26 protein-coding genes are annotated in these 22,957 nt (G+C 67.4%); 9 read left to right on the top strand and 17 right to left on the bottom strand.

Annotated features, from left to right (window positions below; translation table 11 throughout):
- Window positions 1-55: 55 nt before the first annotated feature.
- The 4 genes from L687_RS42125 to L687_RS42750 form a co-directional block, all read right to left on the bottom strand.
- Window positions 56-925 (bottom strand): M15 family metallopeptidase, encoded by an 870-nt coding sequence (locus L687_RS42125; RefSeq protein WP_084487271.1) that lies wholly within the window; start codon window positions 923-925, stop codon window positions 56-58.
- Between the two features lie 138 nt (window positions 926-1,063).
- Window positions 1,064-1,273 (bottom strand): hypothetical protein, encoded by a 210-nt coding sequence (locus tag L687_RS27755; RefSeq protein ID WP_021199071.1) that lies wholly within the window; start codon window positions 1,271-1,273, stop codon window positions 1,064-1,066.
- A gap of 462 nt (window positions 1,274-1,735) precedes the next feature.
- Complete coding sequence (locus tag L687_RS42120; protein ID WP_167540693.1) at window positions 1,736-2,533, bottom strand: M23 family metallopeptidase; 798 nt, start codon at window positions 2,531-2,533, stop codon at window positions 1,736-1,738.
- 196 nt (window positions 2,534-2,729) lie between these two features.
- Window positions 2,730-2,867, bottom strand: coding sequence for a hypothetical protein (locus L687_RS42750; protein WP_021199069.1), 138 nt, complete (start codon window positions 2,865-2,867; stop codon window positions 2,730-2,732).
- Window positions 2,868-2,965: 98 nt separating this feature from the next.
- Between L687_RS42750 and L687_RS27745 the strand changes: the two genes are divergently transcribed.
- Complete coding sequence (locus L687_RS27745; protein ID WP_021199068.1) at window positions 2,966-3,244, top strand: hypothetical protein; 279 nt, start codon at window positions 2,966-2,968, stop codon at window positions 3,242-3,244.
- A 31-nt stretch (window positions 3,245-3,275) separates the two neighbouring features.
- Here L687_RS27745 and L687_RS27740 read toward each other — a convergent pair whose 3' ends face one another.
- Entirely contained in the window at window positions 3,276-3,614 is a 339-nt protein-coding gene (locus tag L687_RS27740; protein ID WP_021199067.1) for a DUF7882 family protein, read from the bottom strand.
- Window positions 3,615-3,852: 238 nt separating this feature from the next.
- On the opposite strand from L687_RS27740, the gene ppk2 reads away from it, so the two are divergent.
- Window positions 3,853-4,773, top strand: a complete 921-nt coding sequence (gene ppk2, locus L687_RS27735; RefSeq protein ID WP_021199066.1) for a polyphosphate kinase 2 — start codon at window positions 3,853-3,855, stop codon at window positions 4,771-4,773.
- A complete protein-coding gene (locus L687_RS27730) occupies window positions 4,751-5,704 on the top strand; it encodes an aldo/keto reductase (RefSeq protein ID WP_021199065.1) in 954 nt (317 codons plus the stop codon). The genes ppk2 and L687_RS27730 overlap by 23 nt, the downstream gene beginning before the upstream one ends.
- A gap of 10 nt (window positions 5,705-5,714) precedes the next feature.
- Here the strand turns inward: L687_RS27730 and L687_RS27725 are convergent, their stop codons facing one another.
- From L687_RS27725 to L687_RS27705, 5 genes are all read right to left on the bottom strand, one after another.
- The gene (locus L687_RS27725) at window positions 5,715-6,389 is read right to left on the bottom strand and encodes a response regulator transcription factor (RefSeq protein WP_021199064.1); all 675 of its coding nucleotides are present in this window, start codon (window positions 6,387-6,389) and stop codon (window positions 5,715-5,717) included.
- A complete protein-coding gene (locus L687_RS27720; RefSeq protein ID WP_021199063.1) occupies window positions 6,386-7,660 on the bottom strand; it encodes a sensor histidine kinase in 1,275 nt (424 codons plus the stop codon). Before L687_RS27720 ends, L687_RS27725 begins: the two co-directional genes overlap by 4 nt.
- A gap of 9 nt (window positions 7,661-7,669) precedes the next feature.
- Window positions 7,670-8,485 (bottom strand): ABC transporter permease, encoded by an 816-nt coding sequence (locus L687_RS27715; RefSeq protein ID WP_021199062.1) that lies wholly within the window; start codon window positions 8,483-8,485, stop codon window positions 7,670-7,672.
- Window positions 8,482-9,393, bottom strand: a complete 912-nt coding sequence (locus L687_RS27710) for an ABC transporter ATP-binding protein (RefSeq protein ID WP_021199061.1) — start codon at window positions 9,391-9,393, stop codon at window positions 8,482-8,484. The genes L687_RS27715 and L687_RS27710 overlap by 4 nt, the downstream gene beginning before the upstream one ends.
- 93 nt (window positions 9,394-9,486) lie before the next feature.
- The gene (locus L687_RS27705) at window positions 9,487-10,113 is read right to left on the bottom strand and encodes an SOS response-associated peptidase family protein (protein WP_021199060.1); all 627 of its coding nucleotides are present in this window, start codon (window positions 10,111-10,113) and stop codon (window positions 9,487-9,489) included.
- A 102-nt stretch (window positions 10,114-10,215) separates the two neighbouring features.
- Here L687_RS27705 and L687_RS27700 point away from each other — a divergent pair, with 102 nt between their 5' ends.
- Complete coding sequence (locus L687_RS27700) at window positions 10,216-11,127, top strand: DMT family transporter (protein ID WP_031206933.1); 912 nt, start codon at window positions 10,216-10,218, stop codon at window positions 11,125-11,127.
- A gap of 4 nt (window positions 11,128-11,131) precedes the next feature.
- Here L687_RS27700 and L687_RS41520 read toward each other — a convergent pair whose 3' ends face one another.
- Window positions 11,132-11,779, bottom strand: a complete 648-nt coding sequence (locus L687_RS41520) for a nitroreductase family protein (protein ID WP_021199058.1) — start codon at window positions 11,777-11,779, stop codon at window positions 11,132-11,134.
- Window positions 11,776-12,180: a peptide-methionine (R)-S-oxide reductase MsrB gene (gene msrB / locus L687_RS27690; RefSeq protein ID WP_021199057.1), complete on the bottom strand. Its 405-nt coding sequence runs from the start codon at window positions 12,178-12,180 to the stop codon at window positions 11,776-11,778. Before msrB ends, L687_RS41520 begins: the two co-directional genes overlap by 4 nt.
- A gap of 71 nt (window positions 12,181-12,251) precedes the next feature.
- Here msrB and L687_RS27685 point away from each other — a divergent pair, with 71 nt between their 5' ends.
- The 4 genes from L687_RS27685 (at window position 12,252) to groL (ending at window position 15,915) form a co-directional block, all read left to right on the top strand.
- Complete coding sequence (locus tag L687_RS27685; protein WP_021199056.1) at window positions 12,252-13,244, top strand: DUF2332 domain-containing protein; 993 nt, start codon at window positions 12,252-12,254, stop codon at window positions 13,242-13,244.
- Between the two features lie 9 nt (window positions 13,245-13,253).
- The gene (locus L687_RS27680; RefSeq protein WP_021199055.1) at window positions 13,254-13,511 is read left to right on the top strand and encodes a DUF3263 domain-containing protein; all 258 of its coding nucleotides are present in this window, start codon (window positions 13,254-13,256) and stop codon (window positions 13,509-13,511) included.
- A gap of 81 nt (window positions 13,512-13,592) precedes the next feature.
- On the top strand, window positions 13,593-14,171 hold the full coding sequence (locus tag L687_RS27675; protein ID WP_021199054.1) for a LytR C-terminal domain-containing protein: 579 nt from the start codon (window positions 13,593-13,595) through the stop codon (window positions 14,169-14,171).
- Between the two features lie 124 nt (window positions 14,172-14,295).
- Window positions 14,296-15,915, top strand: a complete 1,620-nt coding sequence (groL, locus tag L687_RS27670; RefSeq protein ID WP_021199053.1) for a chaperonin GroEL — start codon at window positions 14,296-14,298, stop codon at window positions 15,913-15,915.
- A gap of 66 nt (window positions 15,916-15,981) precedes the next feature.
- Here groL and L687_RS27665 read toward each other — a convergent pair whose 3' ends face one another.
- The 3 genes from L687_RS27665 to L687_RS27655 form a co-directional block, all read right to left on the bottom strand.
- On the bottom strand, window positions 15,982-16,269 hold the full coding sequence (locus L687_RS27665) for a WXG100 family type VII secretion target (protein ID WP_021199052.1): 288 nt from the start codon (window positions 16,267-16,269) through the stop codon (window positions 15,982-15,984).
- 141 nt (window positions 16,270-16,410) lie between these two features.
- The gene (locus L687_RS27660) at window positions 16,411-18,105 is read right to left on the bottom strand and encodes a sensor histidine kinase (RefSeq protein ID WP_021199051.1); all 1,695 of its coding nucleotides are present in this window, start codon (window positions 18,103-18,105) and stop codon (window positions 16,411-16,413) included.
- Window positions 18,106-18,166: 61 nt separating this feature from the next.
- Window positions 18,167-18,859 carry a response regulator transcription factor gene (locus L687_RS27655; protein WP_021199050.1) on the bottom strand — a complete coding sequence of 231 codons (693 nt, stop codon included), beginning with the start codon at window positions 18,857-18,859 and terminating at the stop codon, window positions 18,167-18,169.
- Between the two features lie 175 nt (window positions 18,860-19,034).
- On the opposite strand from L687_RS27655, the gene L687_RS27650 reads away from it, so the two are divergent.
- Window positions 19,035-20,084, top strand: a complete 1,050-nt coding sequence (locus tag L687_RS27650; protein ID WP_021199049.1) for a CPBP family intramembrane glutamic endopeptidase — start codon at window positions 19,035-19,037, stop codon at window positions 20,082-20,084.
- Between the two features lie 10 nt (window positions 20,085-20,094).
- Here L687_RS27650 and L687_RS27645 read toward each other — a convergent pair whose 3' ends face one another.
- Window positions 20,095-21,735, bottom strand: a complete 1,641-nt coding sequence (locus L687_RS27645; RefSeq protein WP_021199048.1) for a DNA repair helicase XPB — start codon at window positions 21,733-21,735, stop codon at window positions 20,095-20,097.
- Between the two features lie 36 nt (window positions 21,736-21,771).
- A partial coding sequence (locus tag L687_RS27640) for a helicase-associated domain-containing protein (protein ID WP_021199047.1) occupies window positions 21,772-22,957 on the bottom strand: 1,186 nt, incomplete at its 5' end.

Raw genomic sequence — 22,957 nt, 5'->3', positions numbered from 1 at the left:
AGCTTGGCGGGGATCTGCTGTCGTTTCAGCGTGTCACGCTGTTGACGCTGCGTACCTACTCGGGGGCGCCGATGTAGCGCGAGAGGTAGATGAAGGTGTCCCACGTCACGCCGGGCACTGTGGACAGCTCAGGAAGCGCCATCACATCGGTCGCACCGGCGTTGCGAAGGAAAGCGATCTGATCACGGAAGAGGTTGTACTCCTGCGGTGTCCCGAAGTTCGTCTTTCCTCCAGGCCGGAGGTGCACGACGATTCCGTTCGGGGCCTTGACGATTGCTTCCACGTTGTTCTCCGTTGCTGATGTCTCGGGGGTCGGCTTGTAGACGCCTGTGTACTCCCAGTGCCAGGCTTCGTCTGGTTTCTGCCCACCGGGCTCTGCCCAGTTCGGATGGATCCACCCCCACTGGGGGGCGTTCGATTTCATCCAGAGGTAGATCGGATTGGTCCATCCATCGATAGGGATACCAATGTCGATGGCGACAGCCCAGCCGTGGTTCGATTGCCCTGGTATTGCAGCGTTCTCGCAATGGCCCCGGGCGCACCAGTCTTGGCGGGCTTTGACTTGGTTGGGGAGGTCTCTGTAGGCATCTGACATTGGCAGGTCGCGTCCGAACTGTTTCCGAAACGAGGCGTTCAGAGCAACGAGCGCTGCTACTGCGTCGGACCGCAGGTAGAGAGACGGCTTCCATGGGATAGGGGTGAGCGCATCCAGTGGGATCTCACCATTCCGATATGGCCCCCAGTCGGCACGGGCAGAAGTCGCCTGCCCCACGACTGGGCCCGCGGCAGCCACAAGGGCTGCGATGGCAGCTGCGGATAGGAAGATCCGTCGTGATACGGGTGGACGGCTAGCGGGCGGTGGTGCTGTGCCGGGGTTATCGGCTGCAATGATTCCCGGCGGCGGCGCCTCGAGGGTGTTGTGCATGGAACTAAACCTAGGGTTCACCGTCCGGCCCGCGCTGTCCCCTTTTCGGCCTACAGACGCGCGAGCTCAGACGTCGATATGTTGAGAGACCCCCACCCGGCTTCGGCCGGGTGGGGGTCTCTCGTCGTCCCTAGGGAGTCAGGACGTGGGGGCGCCGATGTAGCCGGCGAGGAACGAGAACGTGTCCCATGCGACGCCGGGAACCTTCGACAGCTCAGCGAGCGCCATGACGTCGGTCGCGCCGAGCGAGCGTCGCCGCAGGGTTCCCCATCGCCGGTGATTCCTTCCTCCGGCCGAGAGGTTCGGTTCTATGCCGAGGCATCCGACGTCCTGAACGAGAGCCGTCAACTCTCGTGTGAGCGGAGCACGGCGCGCCCACGTTCTACCCACGGGTGTCCGCGTCTGACGGTGGTTGTAGGCGGTTGAGCGTGGTCGATTGCGCCCGTCGTTTCGCGGATGTCCCCGCGCCGCGGCCGTGAAGGAGAGTTCGAGTCCCGTAGTCGGCTCTGAGACGAAGGCCCGCGTCCCTGGAGCCAGTGGGATGGGCCTTTATCGTGTCTGGGCGAGGAGTGTTGCCCACGATTTGCCCGCACTCTGCGCGCGGGCGGCGCTCTCGAGGTTCGCCGAGACAGCACTGAGATTGTCGTCGAAGAGGTCGGCATAGACATCGAGCGTGATCGCAGCGGACTCGAGCGATCCGCACCGCCGTGCAGGTCATCACCGCCGCGGCCGCGGCCGCGATCCACCGATCGCCTCTCTGAACGCAGAAGACCCCACCCTGCCCGACGCAGGGTGGGGTCTTCTGTTGCTTTACGGAGTGGTTGCTGCCGGATAGATCTGCTGATACCGCGCCGAGGTGATCGGAGGCTGGAGGCCCCCCACCTCACGGTAGCCGACAGCTTTCAGGTACTCGTACTCGCCCCCGTCGATGTTCCGCTTGGTTCCTGCGGCGGGGTCGATGATCCAGCGGTATACGCCGGCGTCGGCGTTGGTTCCGTTGATGGGGGTGATGCACAGGAAGGTCATGTCAGCGATTCCAATCGGTTCGTAGCCGGGGTCAGGGTTGGGGTTAGTCACGGGCGGAGATGAGTTGCCCGCCAAGAATGCGAGGGGGCTGACGAAGGCACCGTTCACGAGAATCTCGAAGTGCAGGTGCACTCCCATCGCGGAGTTGCGTGGTCCTCGTTGGCTGTTGCCCATGTAGCCGAGCACCTGCCCCTGTGCGACCGTCGCGCCTCGCGCGACGATGGGGGCCCCTTCGAAGTGGGCATACCTGCTCACAACGCTGTTGCCATGGTCGACGACGATGTGGTTCCCCCACCCGTGGGGATCGCTGGGCGTGGACTCCCAGTCGCCTCCGGATACATATCCACCTGCTATTGCGAGGATCGGCATCCCACGGTACCCCCAGGTGTCCAGCCCCATATGGCGTCGCGTGCCCTCACGTGGCGCGTTGAACTGTCCAGCTGCCTCGGTGGATGCTTTGAACGGGTCAGTGGGGTAGATGTATCCGTTCGCGGCGGGTACAGCTGCGGACGCCGATTCACCGGTCAGGATGCCGTGCCCGACGAGCGCTACGCCTGCGGTAATGCCGGTGGCCGCGAGCATGGTCCGACGCGATACGGGGCGATGTGCGAAGCTCGCACCCAGCGGATGTGGTTCTTGAGGAGGACTCATACGCACAACGTATTGAAGAACACGCCCGCCGCGCTGTCCCCTCTTTGGTCTACAGACACCCGACCTCAGAGCTCGATAACGTGAGAGATTGCCTCCCGCTTCGGCCGGGTGGGGACCTTCTGTCGTTTCAGGAGACTTCGTCGGCGAGCGCCACGGCGTTACCCCACACCCAGCATCGGAACGTCTTCTCTTCCGCGCGGAACTCGACGACGGCGGCGAGGGGAGTGGAGCGCACGATCTGGGCACTGCCCACGGAAGTGCCCACGCTCTGCGCGCGGAAACGGATCAGCTGCAGAATCCGGTTGCCGGCAGCGTGTCCGTGGCCCCGACGGGATCGCGGGTGGAGGGTCGTAGGCTGGTCTGATGCTCCACGGACTGATCCGCCCGCTCGAAGCCCACAGCGTCACCCTCAAAGGCGAAGATCTCGCCGAGGTCCGTGCACAGCTCACCGCCCAGGCGCCTGCGGGATGGGACCTGGTGTCGGCCATGGCGACGATGGAGAAGGCCGGATCGATGCGATCCGTCGAGGGCAAGTTCCTGCGTCGCGACGGCATCCGCGAGATCGAGGGTGACGACATGGCCGCGCTCGAGTCCCAGGTGCCGGAAGGATGGCAGCTGCTCTCCGTGTGGCGGGCGAGCTGACGCGCGTCCGCACGTCGCTCATTCGGAGAGTTCAGTCCAGGTGAGGTGAGCCCGCGTCGCCGGTCGGCGGCGCTTCGACCACTTCCTCGATGAGGCTGATCCCGCCCGTGGAGCTCGCCGACTGCATGAGGTCCTGAATCCATTTCGGGTTGAGCTGAGGGGCCTCTGGCTCGTCGAAGGTGAAGCGCAGGGGGATCGATGGGTGCAGCCAGATGGTCGAACGGCCGGGGGCGTCGCCGTCGGGGTGCCGCCACGACAGGGTGAAGCTCTCATTGCGCCGCAATTTCGTGGCGATGACCACTTTGAGATGTGCGAGTGCGCGGTCCTCGATGTGGATCTCGTCACCGCTGCCGTACTGGATCGTTCCCATGAGTGAACGATAGCCGCGACTTCGACCTCGTCGCGTCTCCGGTGACGGCTGGGTGCGAGAAGTACATTCCGGAGTATCGCGCTACAAGGTGATATGTTACTAAGCGTTGAGTTTCCTGGTGGATTCAACGAGATCACGCCGGGTCGATGACGGCGCAGGTGGCCGACTCCCCGCCGCGGCCACCTGCGCTTTGCCTCATGCGTCGCGCGATCGAGAAGCGCCAGGGGAGGGGGAGGCGATGGGCAGCTCGTCCGAACTCCCGACGGTCACGTCGGAGCGGCAGCCCGGCTGCCCCCATGCGCAGGCGCTCACACGGGCGGCATACGCGCGCGAGAAACGACTGCTGCAGATCGAACTCCTCAAACTCCAGGCGCACATCACGCGCTCGTCGGGACGGGTCCTCATCTTGTTCGAGGGGCGGGATGCGGCGGGCGCGGGCGGTGCGATCGCACGCTTCATGGAGCACCTGAACCCCCGCGGCGCTCGTGTCGTCGCGCTCGACAAACCCAGTGATGTCGAGCGGACGCAGTGGTATTTCCAGCGCTACGTCGCGCATCTGCCGTCGGGCGGTGAGATCGTGCTGATGGATCGCTCCTGGTACAACCGAGCGGGCGTCGAACGCGTGATGGGGTACTGCTCGTCGGCGGAGTACGAGGAGTTCATCCAGACCGCGCCGGAGTTCGAGCGCATGCTCGTCGGTTCGGGCATCCGCCTCATCAAGCTGTGGTTCTCGATCGGCGAGGCGGAACAACGGCGCCGGTTCACCCGTCGCGGCGAGGATCCGCTCAAGCAGTGGAAGCTCAGCCCCACCGACCTCACGAGCGTCGACAGATGGGAGGACTACACCGAGGCAGCGGCGGCCATGTTCTTCCACACGGACACCCCGGCCCTCCCGTGGGTCGTCATCTCGTCGAACGACAAGAGGCGCGCGCGGCTGGAAGCGATGAGATGTGTTCTCGCACGGTTCGACTATCCGGGCAAGGACCCGATGGTCGCCCACGCTCCGGATCCGCGGATCGTGGGCCGCCCCTCGCAGATCCACGACGCGGGGGGAGGCATCGCCACCGTGACGTTCATGGAGCGCAACACGGCGTCGTCCGGGAATGCGGGAGGCGGGATCACCGGTTGCTCTCATCATGACCCGCATCGGTACCAGTGATCTTGACGTCCTTCCGCTCTCGCTCGGCGGCAACGTGTTCGGCTGGACAGCCGACCGCGACACGTCCTTCGCCGTCCTCGACACCTTCGTGGACGGAGGCGGAGACTTCATCGACACCGCCGACTCGTACAGCGCCTGGGTGCCGGGAAACGAAGGAGGAGAGAGTGAGACGATCGTCGGCGAGTGGTTGGCCTCGCGCAAACCTGCGGGTGTGGTCGTCGCGACCAAGGTCAGTCAGCACCCGCAGTTCCGCGGCCTCTCCGCCGCGAATGTCCGCAAGGCCGCCGAGGCCTCGCTGAAGCGCCTGGGCATCGATGAGATCGACCTGTACTACGCGCATTTCGATGACGAGACCGTTCCGCTGGAGGAGACCGTCAGCGCATTCGGGCGACTGGTCGAAGACGGCCTGGTCCGGCACATCGCCGTGTCGAACTACTCCGCCGAGCGTATCCGCGAGTGGGTCGAGATCGCCCGTCACCTCGGAGTCGCGCTGCCGGTCGCGGTGCAGCCGCACTACAACCTCGTGCACCGCAACGAGGTCGAGGACACGATCATCCCGGTCGCCGAGGAGTTCGACCTCGGACTCATCCCGTACTACTCCCTGGCCAGTGGCTTCCTCACCGGCAAGTACCGCTCGACGGACGCCGCGGGTCAGACTTCGCCCCGGGCGCAGGGCGCCGCGAAATACGCCACCGAAGCGGGCCTGCGGATCATCGACGCGCTCGAGGAGATCGGCGATGTGCACGGCGTTTCGATCGCCGCGACCTCGCTCGCGTGGCTTCGCGCGCAACCGACCGTGGTCGCACCGATCGCGAGCGCGCGAACCGTGGAACAGGTTCCCGACCTGCTCGCCGGGGCGCGTCTGGAGCTCTCGGACGATGAGGTGCAGCGGCTCGACCGCGTCTCGGAATGGGCGCCGTCGCGAGCCTGATGAGATCGGGCTAGTCGCCGACGAGCCCGAGCCGATGCGCCAGGATGACCGCGTGGATCCTGTCCCGCGCGCTGAGCTTCGCCAGCACACGACCGACGTGGGTCTTGACCGTGGACTCGCCGACGTACAGACTCTGAGCGATCTCTGCGTTGGTGAGTCCGCGGCCGATCGCGAGGAAGACGTCCCGCTCACGTTCCGTGAGCGATTCGAGAGCAGCGCTCTCCTCTGCGGCCGGAGTCGCGGGCGCTCCGCCGAGCCGAGGCGTCACGTGCTCCAGCAGCGCTCTCGTCACACGCGGGGACAGCACCGCATCCCCGCGGTGGACGGCGCGCACCGCGGAGATCATCTCGTGGCGCTGGGCATCCTTCAACAGGAATCCGCTCGCGCCCGCGCGAATGGCTCCGAACGCGTATTCGTCGAGATCGAAGGTGGTCAGAACGAGCACCTTGGTCTGCGGACGTTCTCGGACGATGGCCTCGGTGGCGGCGATGCCGTCCAGCTCCGGCATCCGGATGTCCATCAGCACCAGGTCGGGAGCGAGCAGCGCGCTCTGCGTGATCGCCGCTTTCCCGTCGCCGGCTTCGCCGATGACGACGATGTCCTCCTCAGACTCCAGCACCATGCGGAAGCCGAGACGGATCAGCTCCTGGTCATCCACCAGCAGCACTCTGATCGCCTGCGTCATGCGTCGTCCTCCATCGTCTGTCGCGGTGCGGCGGGCCTGCTTCCCGATGTGGGAAGCACCGCCCGCAGAATCCATCGTCCTCCATCCGCAGGTGCGGATCGCACCGTCCCATGCACATGGGCGGCACGCTCAGAGAGCCCGCGCACACCGAATCCGTCTGAGCCGATCTCACCCGAGACGCCGTCGTTGACGATCTCGATCACGACCGTGTCGGCCGTGTACTCCAGCCGCACGGTGATGCTCTTCGCGGTCGGGGCGTGGCGCATGGCGTTGGTCACGCCCTCCTGCACGATCCTGCCGATCGCATGCGCGACGGCGGGGGAGACATCGGCCTGCCCGATGACGGTGAGCGTCGCCGGGTAGCCCGCGCGCTGAGCCGTCTCCACGGTGTCACGCGCGGGTACGGGTTGCATCGGCGCCAGGGGCAGCGGCGATTCGTCGTCGCGCAGCACACCGAGCATCGAACGCATCTCGGTGAGAGCGCCTCTGGCGGTGTCCGCGACGGATACCGCAGCCCTCCGGGCCTGTTCTCGATCGGGGGTGGCGGCCGCCCCTTCGGACAGTGCGACGATCACGGTGAGGGAGTGGGAGACGATATCGTGCATCTCCCGTGCGATGCGGGCGCGTTCCGATGCGGCGGCGAGTTGCGCCTGCTGATCGCGCTCGATCAGGAGTTGACGGGATCGGTCGATGATGGCGAGGAGATAGCGCTTGCGGCCGCCCACATTGACCCCGACGAGCGTGCCGATGAGCCCGAGCGCGACGTAGCCGAGGGCGGTATCGATGCCGACCTGGAGCAGGGTCGTGCCGGTCAGCATGAGGATCGTGGTGAGTCCGAGGAACCAAGCGGCACCGATCCCGTAACAGATCCAGGCCAGACGCGCCGATCTGTAGACCGCCACGCCGTAGCAGGCGACGAGCAGGAGGACGATGCCTCCGGACATGCCTGTGAACAGTCCGACGGTCCCCAGGATCACCGCAGCGACGAAGGGACCCAGGGGTGCCCGTCGACGCCAGAGGAGAGTGCTGCATCCGATCGCGACCATCACCAACGTCGCGATGTTGATGGCGATGTATGTGCCCTCCGGGAGCGAGGTGTTGGGGTACGGCGCGGCGGGGGCGAGGGACAGGAACAGGCAGATCAGCGCGAGCAGGATGTCGGCGAACAGCGGATGGCGGGCCCAGAACCGTCGGAACAGGCCCGGGGCGCGCGGAAGCCGCAGCTCCTCGTCCTCGCGGACCGAGTCGCTGCGGCTTCGCGTTCTGCTCACAGGCCGACTTTACGCGTCGCGGGTGCGCAGCACGCCCCACGCGACGGCAGCACCGCCCACGACCCAGCAGGCCAGCGTCAGGAACGCAACCGGAGCGTCGAGTGCGGCACCGGCTCCGGGCATGATCGCACTCCGTGCGGCGGCGTCCGGAAGGTAGGCGGCGGCCTGCAGGACCCATGCCCACGTCTCTCCGGCGAAGGAGAAGAAGTTCGCCACGATCGGCAGGACGAACAGCACACCGACGGTTGCGGCGATGGCGCCCGCACCGGAGCGCAGGACGAATCCGAACGCGACGCCGATGAGCGCGAAGACGGCCATCGACAAGGAAGCCACCACGATCGGAAGCACCGATGCTGTCGGGTCCGACCAGTCGATGCCCTGGTCACGCGGGGCGACGATGAGGGAGACGGCCAGCGCGGAGACGACGAAGATCACCAGCGACGAGACGAACAGGAACAGTGCCAGCACCGTCGACTTCGCGGCCAGCACCGAACCGCGAATCGGGTTCGCAGTGAGCGTCGAACGGATCATCCCCGTCGAGTACTCACCGGTGACCGAGATCGCGCCGATGATGCCGGCGAGCAGCATCGTGAACTGGATCGGCATGACCACGGCCTGGATCGGGCTGAAGTCCGGCACATCGACAGCGAGGGCGATGAGCACGGCGATGCCGACCGTGAGGGCGGCGGTGATGCCGATCGACCACCACGTCGAGCGCAGGGTGGCGAGCTTGATCCACTCGCCGCGCAGTGCGCGCATGAACGTCAGCCGACGACCGGTGTCGACGCGTGTCCGCGTGGGAGCGGGAGCCTGTGTCGTGGTCATGAGATCTCCTTGGTGCGGTACTCGACGGAGTCGCCGGTGAGGGCGAGATAGGCGTCTTCGAGTGATCCGGTGGTCGGGGTGAGTTCGTGGAGCGGGATGCCGCGGTCGGCGGCCAGATCGCCGATCCGCGCGGCGGGCAGCCCCACGATGTCGAGCAGATCGGGAGCCGAGCTCACGATCTCCACCTCCGGCCCTCCGACGGCGGCAGCCAGGTCGGCTGGTCTCGGTGTGCGGACCCGCACCGTGTTCCGAGTCCAGGAGCGCACGAGCTCCGCGAGCGGGGCATCCGCGAGCACCCGACCGCGGCCCATCACGATGACGTGGTCGGCGGTCTGCGCCATCTCACTCATCAGGTGGCTCGAGAGCAGCACGGTGCGCCCCTCTGATGCCACGTGACGGACGAACTGGCGCACCCAGCGCACCCCCTCGGGGTCGAGGCCGTTCACCGGCTCGTCGAGGATCAGCGTGTGCGGGTCGCCGAGCAGTGCCGAAGCGATGCCGAGGCGCTGCCCCATTCCGAGCGAGAATCCGCCCGCGCGTTTACGTGCCACCGACCCGATGCCCGCAAGGTCGATGACCTCATCGACTCGGGAGGAGGGGATGCCGTGTGTCGCGGCCATGGCGCGGAGGTGGTTGCGAGCGGTGCGACCGGTGTGCACCGCCTTGGCGTCGAGGAGGACACCGACTTCGGTGAGAGGTGCGCGGAGCTTGCGGTACTCGCGTCCGGCGATGGTGGCACGCCCCGACGTCGGGCGGTCGAGGCCGACGATCATCCGCATGGTGGTCGACTTCCCGGCGCCGTTCGGGCCGAGGAAGCCGGTGACGCTGCCCGGCTTGACCGTGAACGACACGTCGTCGACGGCGGTCTTGTCTCCGAACCTCTTCGTGAGGCCTTCTGCTGTGATCATGGGCACAACGTTACGGAGCGCCCCGGGTGTCGCGCGTCCCCCTCAGGTACACATCTGACGGCGAAGTGTCCGACCCGCGTGGGACATCAGCGGTCAGGCGCGAGGGCGAGCCTGCACCCGCGCGGCCATCTCGTCTGAAGCGATGACGGCCTCGTCGATGATCTCCCGCGACGCCGGTGCGGTCAGCCAGTCATGGCTCAGGGTGGACGGGACGAGGAGGGGCATCCGGTCGTGCAGGTCGACGAGGTGAGGGGGAGCGGGACGCATCACGATGGAATAGCACGTGAACCACTCGCCGTCGGCCGTGCGGCCGCGCTGCGTGACCGCAGCCATGCCGAACAGAGTGCCGTCGTCGACGATGAACTCGTTCCACTGCCGAGACGGCTTCTGCATCTCGTACCAGCTCGTCGCGGGGACGATCGCTCTCGACTTCGCCCCGCCCGGACGCTCCTGCAGCCGCTCCGAGCGGGTGTTGATCGACGGGAACTTCGCCGGCTCGCCGTCGATGAGGAACCCCCACCACGCGGCTTCGAGGGTCGGGGCGGTGTCTGGCTGCACGATCAACGGGTTGAGGTTGCGCAGGTTCTTGCCCGTCGGGCGGACCGTCTCGCCCGCGTTCTCCTGCGCCCACACGCGGAGGCCCTCGAGCACCGCATCGTCGGCGGCGGCGAGGAGTTCGGCATCGGTGAATCGGGGATCGAGTCCGTAGCTCGCGCACATGCCGCCAGCGTAGTCCCGGCCTCCGACATTCGCGGAGAGAGGAGCGGGCGGCGGCTCGGGTAGGGTCGACAGGTGCCAGAGACCCGTCGACTTCCCGCTCCGCTGGCCCTCGGAGGAGCGGTCGCGATCGGTGTCATGACGGCGATCCAGGCGCGGATCAACGGGGTGCTCGGTGTGCGCGTCGACGATGGGATCGTCGCCGGCTTCCTCTCGTTCTCCGTGGGACTCGTGGCGCTCGCCGTCGTGATCTCCGCCCTCCCGTCGGCTCGGCGAGGCGTCGCACGCCTGTGGAGCGGCATCCGACACCAGACGATCCCCGTCTGGATGCTGCTCGGGGGAGCGTGTGGCGCACTCACCGTCTCGACGCAAGGTCTCACCGCCGGTGTGCTCGGCGTCTCCCTGTTCACCGTCGGTGTGGTGGCGGGGCAGACCGTTCACGGCCTCGTGCTCGATCGGATCGGATTCGGGCCCGCAGGAGTCGTGGCGGTCACGCCAGGGCGGGTGCTCGGGGGGCTGCTCGCGCTCGCCGCGGTCGGCATCTCGCTCTCCGGCGACGTGCTGGCCACCGCGCCGCTGTGGATGCTGCTGCTCCCGTTCGCCGCGGGTGTCGGGATCGCCTGGCAGGCAGCGACCAACGGGCGCCTGGCCCAGCGGGCGCGTTCGCCCCTCGCCGCCACTCTGATGAGCTTCATCGCCGGCACCGTGGTGCTCGCCCTGGCATCCGGGGTGAGCATCGCGTTCCGCGGCGCACCGGCGGGGCTTCCCACCGAGCCCTGGCTGTACCTCGGAGGGTTCCTTGGTGCCTCCTACATCCTCCTCGGCACGTTCATTGTGGCGCAGACCGGGGTGCTGCTCATGGGCCTGGGGTCGGTGCTCGGGCAATTGGTCACGTCGGTCGTGATCGACCTCATGTGGCCGCCCGCGGCCGGACCAGCGCTCTGGCAGGTGCTCGCGATGGTCGTCGTGGCCGTCGCGTCGGTGGTGGTCGCGGTTCCGTGGCCGCGTCGCCGCTGAGGGGTTACTTCTTCTCGGCCTTCTTCGCCTTCTCCGCTTTCTTGGCCTTCTTGGCCTTCTTCACCTTCTTCACCTTCTCGGTGTTCGTCGCCGTCTTCGGGGCATTCTCGGTATTCGCGTGCGGCATGCGCGTGACGAGTGTGCGTGCATCGACGGACTTGCGCCGACCGGGCTTCTTGTCTTCGGGCTTGCCTCCCACATACAGCCAGCCGAGGAGCTCCTCGTTCTCGGCGAGGCCGTGAGCTCTGGCGACCGCCTTCGCGCGCGTGTAGTGGCCGGTGCGCCAGATGACGCCCCACCCCGCTTCGTCGAGGAGCAGGCTCAGCATGTGGGCGACACCGGAGGCGACGGCCTCCTGTTCCCAACGGGGTACCTTCTCGCTCTTCCGGTAACTGGCGACGACGGCGATGAGCAGAGGGGCACGAAGCGGCTTCGACGAGGGCGAGGAGTCGCCCTGGGCTTCGGCGATCGCCGCGCCCAGCACCTCGCGATCCGCGCCGCGGAGTTCGATCAGCCGCCAGGGGCGCAGAGAAGAATGATCGGCCACACGGCCGGCCGCCGAGATGAACGTGAGAAGTTCGTCGCGAGTCGGGGCGGTGTCTTCGACCTTCGACCAGGACTGCCGTGCCAGGACAGCGTCGAGGGCGCTCACGAGGCTTCGGGAGTGAAGTTCAGTGCGATCGAGTTCATGCAGTAGCGGTCGCCGGTCGGCGTGCCGAATCCGTCGGGGAAGACATGGCCGAGGTGCGATCCGCAGTTGGCGCAGCGCACCTCGGTGCGCACCATCCCGAGGCTGTCGTCCTCGATGAGTTCGACCGCATCGGGGCGGATCGACTCGTAGAAGCTCGGCCATCCGCATCCGGAGTCGAACTTCGTGCCGCTCTTGAAGAGTTCGGCATCGCATGCGCCACAGGTGTACAGGCCCGCCCGCTCCTCATCGAGCAGCTCGCCGGTCCAGGCCCGCTCGGTCGCGGCCTGGCGCAGCACCGCGTACTGCTCTTCGCCGAGCTCCTCGCGCCATTCTTCTTCGGTCTTGTCCACGCTGTACGACATGTGTCCTCCTGAGTCCCGTCCATTCTCCCCCGTGCGACGGGGTATCGGGTGCTCCGGGTCAGAATGGACGCATGACGGATGCCGTGCAGGAACGATACGCACGATTCGCCCGTGACGAGGCCCCCGGCCGCAGCGCGCTGTACGCGGAATGGGCGGCCGGCGTGGCGGCCGATGTCGAGGTGAGGCGCATCCTGCTGCGGATTCCCGAGACCCGGAGGCAGCCGCCCCTCGTGTTCGCCGTCACCCGTCTGCTTGGGGCCGAGCTCGCCGGTTATCCGCAGTGGCGGGACTTCGTGCTGCGCAACGCCGACGAGGTCGTGGCGGAATGCGCCCGTCGCAGCCTGCAGACGAACGAACCGCTGCGCCTCGCCGCGCTGCTTCCCGTGCTGTCCGAGATCGAGGGTCCGATCGCGTTGCTCGAGATCGGAGCCTCCGCCGGGCTGTGTCTCTATCCCGACAGGTACTCGTACCGCTTCGTCGATGAAGAGGGTGCGCTCCGCGTCGGCCTTGATCCCGTGGAGGGACCGTCGACCGTCGTGCTGGAGAGCCGGGTGACCGGCGCGATGCCCCCGCTGCGGATGCCGCAGGTGGCGTGGCGGGCGGGCATCGATCTGGCGCCGCTCGACGCGGCCGACCCACGTGACCGGGGATGGCTGCGGGGACTCGTGTGGCCGGGTGAGGAGGGACGGGAGCAGCGGATCGATGCTGCGCTCGAGATCGCGGCCTCCGATCCCGCACTGCTCCTCGTCGGAGACGCTCTGGAACGCATCGATGCCCTGGCGGCTGCCGCGCCTGGGAATGCCACGCTCGTCATCACCACGCCCGGAGTGCTGGTGCACATCCCGCGAGCGCAGCGGAACGCGCTGGTCGCCCGCATAGCAGCGCTGGACGCCCGCTGGATCACGATCGATCCGCCGGGCGCGCTCGACGTCTGGGTGCCGTCGGTGGATGCGGACGGCTGGCCGGGCTTCGTCGTCGCCATCGACGGGAGGGTGCGCGCCGCCGCTGATCCCCTCGGAGGCTGGTGGGAGTGGCGAACGTCTCCCTCGACCGTCGCGTCCTAACCTGGACTCATGCTCGGAGACCTGACGGAGCGCGATCGCGCGATCCTCGCCATCGAGGTCGCCTGGCCGCGGCACGGCTCAGCCAAGGAAGAAGTCATCCGCGCCCAGCTGGGCATGAGTTCGGCCCGCTATTACCAGCTCCTCGGGCGGCTCATCGAGTCGGAAGCCGCTCTGGAGTACGATCCGATGCTGGTGCGGCGGCTGCGCCGCATCCGGGATTCACGCGCCAGGCAGCGCTCGGCTCGCACACCGGGTTTCGTCGGCTGAGAAGAGCCGTCGGCGGCTTCCCGAATCGGGTGTTCCGCGCCGCGGATCAGAATGCCAGGAAGGTGACGCTAGCATCGAGGGGTGTCCAAGCCCTCCCGCGATCGCTTCGATGACGTTCCCCGTTCCTCCGGACGTGTGGGAGCGCATCGCGCCGAAGCTCCGGGGATGAACGGCTGGGTCGTGCTGCTCTGGTCCTTCGTCGCCGCCCTCGTCCTCATCATCGCCGGGATCTTCGGTTCCCTCGTGGTGATGGGGCGCATCTCGCTCTTTCCCGAGGCGGCGTCCACGCCGGTCCCCACTCCGGTCGAGACGGGTGTGGTGGACACCTCGGTCTCCGTGATGATCCTCAACGGCACGCCGGACGAGGGGCTCGACACGCAGATGCGGGACGTCCTCGTCAACAATGGATGGGCGCCGGACATCGTCTTCGCCGGAGACAGCTCGAGTCAGGACTTCGCCACCACCACCGTCTTCTACGTCAACGATGAGGATGAGCTCGCCGCGATCGGATTGGCGAACCTCCTCGGTGGCGCTGCCGTGCAGCAGAGCGACTATTACTCCGGTCAGACGGAGGACGGTCTGAAGCAGTTCACGGTGGTGATCGGCCTCGATCGATCGAGTTCCGCGCCCGAGACGCCCGGGGAGACCCCGGCCCCCTGACCTCCGCGTGCGCCACTCCTCCGGCGGCTTGCACTCGAAGGTGTCGAGTGCCAGAATGGCGTTAGCACTCTCTTACTCTGAGTGCTAAACCCAACGTCTACGTCCAGGAGGGACGAAAAAACTCATGGCAAAGATCATTGCTTTCGATGAGGAGGCCCGCCGCGGCCTCGAGCGCGGCCTGAACATCCTCGCCGACGCGGTCAAGGTCACCCTCGGCCCGCGTGGCCGCAACGTCGTTCTCGAGAAGAAGTGGGGAGCCCCCACGATCACGAACGACGGTGTCTCCATCGCCAAGGAGATCGAGCTGGACGACCCGTACGAGAAGATCGGCGCGGAGCTCGTCAAGGAGGTCGCCAAGAAGACCGACGACGTCGCAGGTGATGGCACCACGACCGCCACGGTCCTCGCTCAGGCTCTGGTCCGCGAGGGTCTGCGCAACGTCGCAGCCGGCGCCGACCCCATCTCGCTCAAGCGCGGCATCGAGAAGGCCGTCGCCGCGATCACCGAGGAGCTGCTCGCCAGCGCCAAGGAGATCGACTCGAAGGAGCAGATCGCTGCCACGGCTTCCATCTCCGCTGCTGACCCCGCGATCGGCGAGCTCATCGCCGAGGCGATCGACAAGGTCGGCAAGGAAGGCGTCGTCACCGTCGAGGAGTCGCAGACGTTCGGTACCGAACTCGAGCTCACCGAGGGCATGCGCTTCGACAAGGGCTACCTGAACCCGTACTTCGTCACGGACCCGGAGCGCCAGGAGGCTGTCTTCGAGGACCCGTACATCCTCATCGCGAACCAGAAGGTCTCCAACATCAAGGACCTCCTGCCCATCGTCGACAAGGTGATCCAGGACGGCAAGGAGCTCGTCATCATCGCCGAGGACGTCGAGGGCGAGGCTCTCGCGACGCTCGTCCTGAACAAGCTCAAGGGCATCTTCAAGTCGGTCGCCGTCAAGGCTCCCGGCTTCGGCGACCGCCGCAAGGCGCAGCTGCAGGACATCGCGATCCTCACCGGTGGACAGGTCATCACCGAAGAGGTCGGCCTCAAGCTCGAGAACGCCACGCTCGACCTGCTGGGTCGTGCGCGCAAGGTCATCGTCACCAAGGACGAGACCACGATCGTCGAGGGTGCCGGTGAGGCAGACCAGATCGAGGGTCGCGTCACGCAGATCCGTCGCGAGATCGAGAACACCGACAGCGACTACGACCGCGAGAAGCTGCAGGAGCGCCTGGCGAAGCTCGCCGGTGGTGTGGCCGTCATCAAGGCCGGAGCCGCGACCGAGGTCGAGCTCAAGGAGCGCAAGCACCGCATCGAGGACGCTGTCCGCAACGCGAAGGCGGCCGTCGAGGAGGGCATCGTCCCCGGTGGTGGCGTCGCGCTCATCCAGTCCGGAACGAAGGCGCTCGACGCGCTCTCGCTCACGGGTGACGAGGCGACCGGCGCGAACATCGTCCGGGTCGCGATCCAGGCTCCGCTGAAGCAGATCGCGCTGAACGCCGGTCTCGAGGCCGGTGTCGTCGCGAACAAGGTCGCCGAGCTCCCCGCGGGCCAGGGCCTGAACGCGGCTACGGGCGAGTACGTCGACATGTTCGGCGCCGGCATCATCGACCCCGCGAAGGTGACCCGCTCGGCGCTGCAGAACGCAGCCTCGATCGCGGCGCTGTTCCTCACCACCGAGGTCGTCGTCGCTGACAAGCCGGAGAAGGCCGCTGCTCCCATGGGTGACCCGTCGGGTGGCATGGACTTCTGATCCTGCTCTCATGACAGAACGCCCCCGGCTTCGGCCGGGGGCGTTCTGCGTCGATACGCGTGTGCGTCAGCGGAACAGGCTGGCCGAGTACTGATCGGCGTCTGCGTACTGGGTCGCGACCGCGCCGAGCGACGTTCCGATCGATTCGAGCACCTGCTCCACATGGAGCTGCGCGCCCTGCCACTGCTCGGCGCACGTCTGGAAAGCATGGGATGCCGTGCCGGACCACGTCGACTGCAGCTGTCGGAGCTGCGCCATCAGAGTCGCGGACTCGCCCTGCAAGCGCTCGATCGTTGCGCGGGTGGCGCCGTGGGCCGCGTAGACGGCCTCGGTGTCGACGGTGAAGACAGACATGGGAACTCCTTCTCGTAGGGGTTCCGAGGCTAAGCGAGCGTCGGCGTCCGTATCCTCTCCGGGTCGCTGTCATCCCGTGCGCTGTGAGCAACGGGGCAGCCGGGCAGGCGGTGCAGAGAGCGCCCGGCGTCGGAACGGCCGCTACGGCAGGTCGAGTCGATCCAGAGGCTGCGTGTCTTCGAGGAGATGCGCAGGCGTGGCGCGCGCCGGTGCGAGCGGGAGAGTCACAGTGAACGTCGCACCCCCACCCGGAGTCTCCGATACATCGACGCCGCCGTGGAGCGCTTTCAGGATCGACGCGACGATCGCGAGTCCGAGGCCGGAGCCTCCGGTCTCCCGCGCGCGGGAGGTGTCGGCACGCCAGAAGCGTTCGAAGATCTGCTCCCGGATCTGCGGCGGGATGCCCTCGCCGTGATCGACGATCGCGATGCTCGCGGTGCCGGCCGCCCGGTCGGAGTCGACCACGATCTCGATCGGCCCGTCCTCGGGGGAGAAGCGGCGCGCATTGCCCAGGAGATTCGTGACGACCTGGCGGACCTTGTTCTCTTCGCCGAGCACGATCGGCGGGGTGCGCACGGGCAGATCGGGAACTTCAGTGAAGTCGATCGCGGGAGTCTGGTCCGGCTGCCGTGGGCGTCGGCGAAGACGCGAGAGCGTGGCTCGGGAGAGGCCTCGCGGCGTCGGCGGCTGCGGTGGTTGGAGCGGTGGGATCTCGTGCAAAGGTACCGCGGTCTTGCTGTCCGCGGTGCGGTCGATCACCGTCACGGTCCGGCCGGGGGCCGCGGCACGCAGATCGAGCGCTGCATCCCGCGCGATCGGCCGTAGGTCGAGGGGGACGATCTCCGGTTCGCGCTCCTCGTCGAGCCGGGCGAGAGCGAGGAGGTCCTCCACCAGGACCCCCATCCTGATCGCTTCCTTCTCGATGCGCTCCATGGCCCGCGCCGTGTCCTCCTCGCCCTTGATCGCGCCCATGCGGTAGAGCTCCGCGTAGCCGCGCACGCTCACCAGGGGGGTGCGCAGCTCGTGGCTCGCATCGCCGATGAAGCGCCGCATGTGCTGCACGGTGCGGTCCCGCTGTGCGAGCGAGCGATCGACCCGGTCGAGCATCGTGTTGATGGCGGTGTTCAGCCGGCCGACCTCGGTGGTCGGCTCGAGGTCGGTCAGCCGCTGCCGGAAGTCGCCGGCCGCGATCGACATGGCGGTGGCCTCGACCTGACCGAGCCTGCGGAACGTGAGGGTCACGAGCCCGCGCGTCAGCAGCGCGGCGATCAGGATCGTGATCAGGGCGATCGAGATGTAGATGCCGAAGTACTGGCTGATGATGCGGTCGGCGGGTGCGAGGGGAAGAGCGACCAGCTGGATGCGCAGGACACCGCCTTCCGAGGGGACGACGGCGACCGCCGCGTGGAACAGCTCGCCTTCGGCTCCCGTCATCTCGAGCGGGATCTGATCCGTGTTGGCGGTCGCCTTCGCGAGCGAGTACTGCGAGGGGAAGAGGGGCGCCTGGCCCGAGGTGCCTCGTGCCGTGGCGCGGAGTTCACCCGTCGCATCGTAGATCGCGAAGGAGAAGTCTCGAGGCTGCTCATCGCGCGGGCTGTAGGTGGTGACGCCGTCGACCGTCACCGTGTCGAAGTAGCGGTCGACGAGATCGCTCGAGACCAGGGCGGGCAACTGGGCATCGATGTTCGCGACCAGGGCGTTGCGCAGGATCGGCACCGTGCCGATACCCGCGACGAGCAGCCCGAGCGCCAGCACCGCCACCGTGACGCCGGTGACCTTGGCCCGAAGGCTGATGCGCCGCCACCAGCCGGTGACCGCATCGGGCTTGTGCGCCATGCGGTCCTCCCCGGTGCGGCGGCTGCGCCGCGAGGCGGCGTCGTTGGTGGTGCGGTGGTCGTCAGACCGTCTTGCCGACCTTCAGCATGTAGCCGAAGCCGCGCTTGGTCTGGATGAGCGACTCCTCGGTGTGCGGGTCGATCTTGCGACGCAGGTAGGAGATGTAACTCTCGACGATGCCGGCGTCACCATTGAAGTCGTACTCCCACACGTGGTCGAGGATCTGCGCCTTCGACAGCACGCGGTTGGGGTTGAGCATCAGGTAGCGCAGCAGCTTGAACTCGGTCGGGCTCAGCTCGATCGGTTCCTTGCCGACATGAACGTCGTGCGTGTCCTGGTCCATGGACAGCTCGCCGGCGCGGATGATCGACTCCTCGTCGGCCTGCATCGTACGGCGGAGGATGGCCTGAGCCCTGGCGACGATCTCGTCGAGGCTGAAGGGCTTGGTGACGTAGTCGTCGCCACCCGCGTTGAGTCCCTCGATCTTGTCCTCGGTGCCGTCCTTCGCCGTGAGGAACAGGATGGGCGCCGTGAATCCCGCACCGCGGAGGCGCTTGGTCACGCTGAACCCGTTCATGTCGGGCAGCATGACGTCCAGGATGATGAGGTCGGGTTCCTCTTCGAGGACGGCCGAGATCGTGGCGGCGCCGTTGGCGACCGTCTTCACCTGGAATCCGGCGAAGCTGAGACCCGTGGAGAGCAGGTCGCGGATGTTGGGTTCGTCGTCGACGACCAGGATGCGCGGAGCAGTCATGTCCCCATTATGGTGACTTCGGCCATGGGGATGCTGACTATTGTGCGGAACGGCGTGGAGTCGCCCCTTCGGGAAGCGTGCGCACGCATCCTTCGATGCTGTGTGCACAGTCCGTAGGAGCGAGATCGTCCCGGGGGTGGATGCGCCGCACAGGTGCACGGGGGAGGATCGATGCATGAGCTGGAACGAGGACGTCACCGTCGCCCCCGGAAGCCCTGAAGCCCCCGGAAGCCCCGTCGCCCTGCCGGACGCGCCTGATGTCGATCAGGTCGCCTATCATCGGCTGGCGCATCTGCGTCCGCGGTATCGCTGGTGGCGCATGCTGCTGACCGGACTCGTCGGCATCGCCCTCTACGTCGCGATCCTCGTGATCGTGATCGTGCCGTTGGCCATCGTGTCGATGTTCGTCCCCGGGTGGGGTGTCGAATCGCAGACGCTCCTCGCCACCTCGCAGTTCTTCGACCTCGACCGGCCGTGGCTGCTCGTCGCACTGGTGCTGCCGCTGATCCTGATGATCCCCGCACTGCTGCTGGCCTCGCGCATGGTGGAGGGTCGCGGTGTGGGGCTGCTGTCATCGGTCACCGGACGGCTGCGGATGGGGTGGCTCGGAAAGAGCCTGTTGCTGGCGCTCGCCGTGTTCGCCGTCTACTTCGTTGCGGTGCTGGGTTGGTCGGCCCTGAGCGGCGATGCGGTCGTCGCGGACTTCTCCCACCCCGGGCTCTGGACGATGGTGCTGCTCGTGCTGCTGCTCATCCCTTTTCAAGCCGCCGCGGAGGAGTATGTGTTCCGCGGATACCTGATGCAGTTGGTCGGGAGCTGGCTCCGTCATCCCGCCTTCGCGATCCTGCTGCCCGTGCCGCTGTTCGTGCTCGGTCACGGCTACGACATCTGGGGCGCGGCGAGCGTGGGCATGTTCGCGATCGTCGCCGCCTGGCTGACCTGGCGTACGGGGGGACTCGAAGCCGCGATCTCCCTGCACATCGTCAACAACGTGCTCATCTTCCTGCTCGGATCCGTCACGCTGGTCGATGCCAACGCGACTTCGGGGACCGCCGTCGACCTGCTCGCCTCGGCACTGGCCATGGTCGTCTACGCCCTGCTCGCCGACCGCTGGGCTGCAAGGCTCGGGATCGCACGCACGGCCCGGGCCGCATCCGCGCCGGCCGGAGTGCTCGGAACCCATCGACTGGGCGGCGTACTGCACGGCCGCACCACCGGAGCATGATCTCCCGAGGTCAGGCAGCGATCGCGTCCGAGTCCATGATCGTGTAGCTGTAGCCCTGCTCGGCCAGGAAGCGCTGACGGTTCTGGGCGTAGTCCTGGTCGATGGTGTCGCGGGCCACGAGGGTGTAGAAGCTCGCGGTGTGGCCCGACTGCTTCGGGCGCAGCAGGCGGCCCAGACGCTGGGCTTCCTCCTGACGCGATCCGAACGACCCGGACACCTGGATCGCGACGGAAGCCTCGGGAAGGTCGATCGAGAAGTTCGCCACTTTCGACACCACGAGCAGCGAGATGTCGCCTTCACGGAACGCACGGTAGAGCTCTTCGCGCTCGTCGACCGGGGTCGCGCCGGTGATCTGCGGGGCGTTCAGGGCCTCGGAGAGCGACTCGAGCTGATCGAGGTACTGCCCGATCACGAGGATGCGTTCGCCCTCGTGCTTCGCGATGAGCTCGCGCACGGCCTGGACCTTCGCCGGGGCGGACGCCGCGAGACGATACCGCTCATCGTCGGTCGCCGCGGCGTACTCGAGCCGGTCGTCCGGCGGCAGATCGACGCGCACCTCGTAGCAGGCGGCGGGGGAGATGAAGCCCTGCGCTTCGATCTGCTTCCAGGGGGCGTCGAAGCGCTTCGGGCCGATCAGGCTGAAGACGTCGCCCTCGCGACCGTCCTCGCGCACGAGGGTGGCGGTGAGGCCGATGCGGCGGCGCGCCTGCAAGTCGGCGGTCAGCTTGAAAACCGGCGCGGGGAGCAGGTGGACCTCGTCGTACACGATGAGCCCCCAGTCGAGCGCGTCGAGCAACGCCAGGTGGGCGTACTCGCCTTTGCGCTTCGCGGTGAGGATCTGGTAGGTCGCGATGGTGACGGGCTTGACCTCTTTCGCCTGGCCCGAGTACTCGCCGATCTCCTCGGGGGTCAGACTGGTGCGCTTGAGCAGTTCGTCGCGCCACTGCCGCGCCGACACCGTGTTCGTGACGAGGATCAGCGTCGTCGTCTTGGTCGCGGCCATCGCGCCGGCGCCCACGATCGTCTTGCCGGCACCGCAGGGCAGCACGACCACGCCCGATCCGTCCTTCGCGAAGGCGTCGACGGCATCCTGCTGGTAGGGACGGATGTGCCAGCCGTCCTCGGCGAGGTCGATGTCGTGCGGGGTGCCCGGGGTGTACCCGGCGAGGTCTTCGGCGGGCCAGCCGATCTTCAACAGCTCCTGTTTGATCTGCCCGCGCGCCCAGGCATCGACGACGAACGTCTCCGGTGTCGGGTGCCCGATGAGCAGCGGCTGGATGCGCTTGTTGTTCGCGACCTGCGCCAGCACCGCGGGGTCGGAGGAGCGCAGGATGAGCGTTCCCTCCTCATCGCGTTCGATGACCAGACGCCCGTAACGGTTGACGGTCTCGCGCAGATCGACGGAAACCGAGGGTGGCACCGGGAAGCGCGACCAGCGGTCCAGCGTCTCGAGCATGTCCTCGGCGGTGTGCCCTGCGGCGCGGGCGTTCCACAGACCCAGACGCGTGATCCGGTACGTGTGGATGTGCTCGGGAGCCCGTTCCAGTTCGGCGAAGATCGCCAGTTCATGCCGGGCGCTCTCGGCATCGGCATGGGCGACTTCGAGCAGCACGGTGCGATCGCTCTGGACGATCAGGGGGCCATCAGACATAGCTCACCAGTTTAGCGGTCGTGCGGGGTGCGAGGCCTATGACGCGACGATCGTCGCTGTGAGGATGCTCGACACGGGAAGTGTCCGTTCGACATCGGCTGCACGGTCGCGCCCGCGGAGTCGGCCACCGCCCATCCCGGTCGCTTCCAGGAGGAGCTGTCGGGTGGACCCGTCCGGCATCCCCACCGTGACTTCGAGGACCGACTTCGCCCGCACGGCGGCTTCGAGCTCGCGGTCGAGCCACGCGGCGTCGGCATCGGGCCCCTGGTGGGACCGGAGCCGCGTGATCAGCGGCATGAGGTCTGTGGAGTCTCCGCTCGGAGCGGGGGCAGGGGGAGCGGGGTGGCGCTCCCGCACCAGGAGGGATCCGTCGGGGCCGACGAGCGTCGCGGGGTACCGCGCGTCCGTGAGAGCCCAGTACACCGTGTCGCGTCCGACGCGTGTGGTCAGGGAATCGAGATGCGCCGACAGAGCCAGCGGACGCAGCGACTGGTCCACCGCCATCGCCTGGATGAGGTGAGCGTCGGAGCTCTCGATCCGCGTGCGGCCGGTCTCGTCGTCCGTCGAGACGCGGACGAGTCCGTGACGCTGCGCTGTCTGCGCGATCAGGTAGCCGAGGGGCTGCGGGATTCCCGTGAGGGAGACGGAGGTGAGGAAATCGAGGATCGACGCCTCGGTCTCGCCGGCGACGAACGCGTGCGCCACGGACTCGGAGGTGAAACGGTACGACGACGCCTGGGCCGCGGACTCACGGGCGGCGATCGTGCGCAGCCGCACATCCAGCGCCGGCTGCAGCGGACCCGGTGCGATCGCGGTCAGGTCGTTCTGCAGGAAGATGCGATCGACCTCGGCCGGCAGCAGTCGCGCGAGAGCCTCGGCCTCCGCGTCGCCTCCGCGTCGCAGGCTCACCGCCCATGCGGGTTCGGTGCCGTCTTCGGCGATCAGGCCGAGGAGCGCGGCCGCATCCTGCAGGACGTGCGCACGCTCGGCCCAGGTGGGATCCCAGGGGTGGGCGAACGGCCAGGCCTCCGGAGGAACCCATCCGCCGCCTGCGGAACGGACACCACGGGGAAGGGCGTCCCGGAATGCGGTGACCAAGACAGCCCATCGGTCCGCTGCCGACGAACGCAGCCATTCCTCTGCGGACTGGCTCGATCGCAGCCGCCGGTCCGCGGACACGGCGAGCCCGGCCTGGAGGGCGATCGCGGCGAGGGTGTCGACG

This window comes from Microbacterium maritypicum MF109, assembly GCF_000455825.1.
GTDB classification, from domain to species: domain Bacteria; phylum Actinomycetota; class Actinomycetes; order Actinomycetales; family Microbacteriaceae; genus Microbacterium; species Microbacterium maritypicum_A.
Note: the sequence above shows the minus strand (reverse complement) of the source record. Positions and strands in the feature narration are given on the sequence as shown.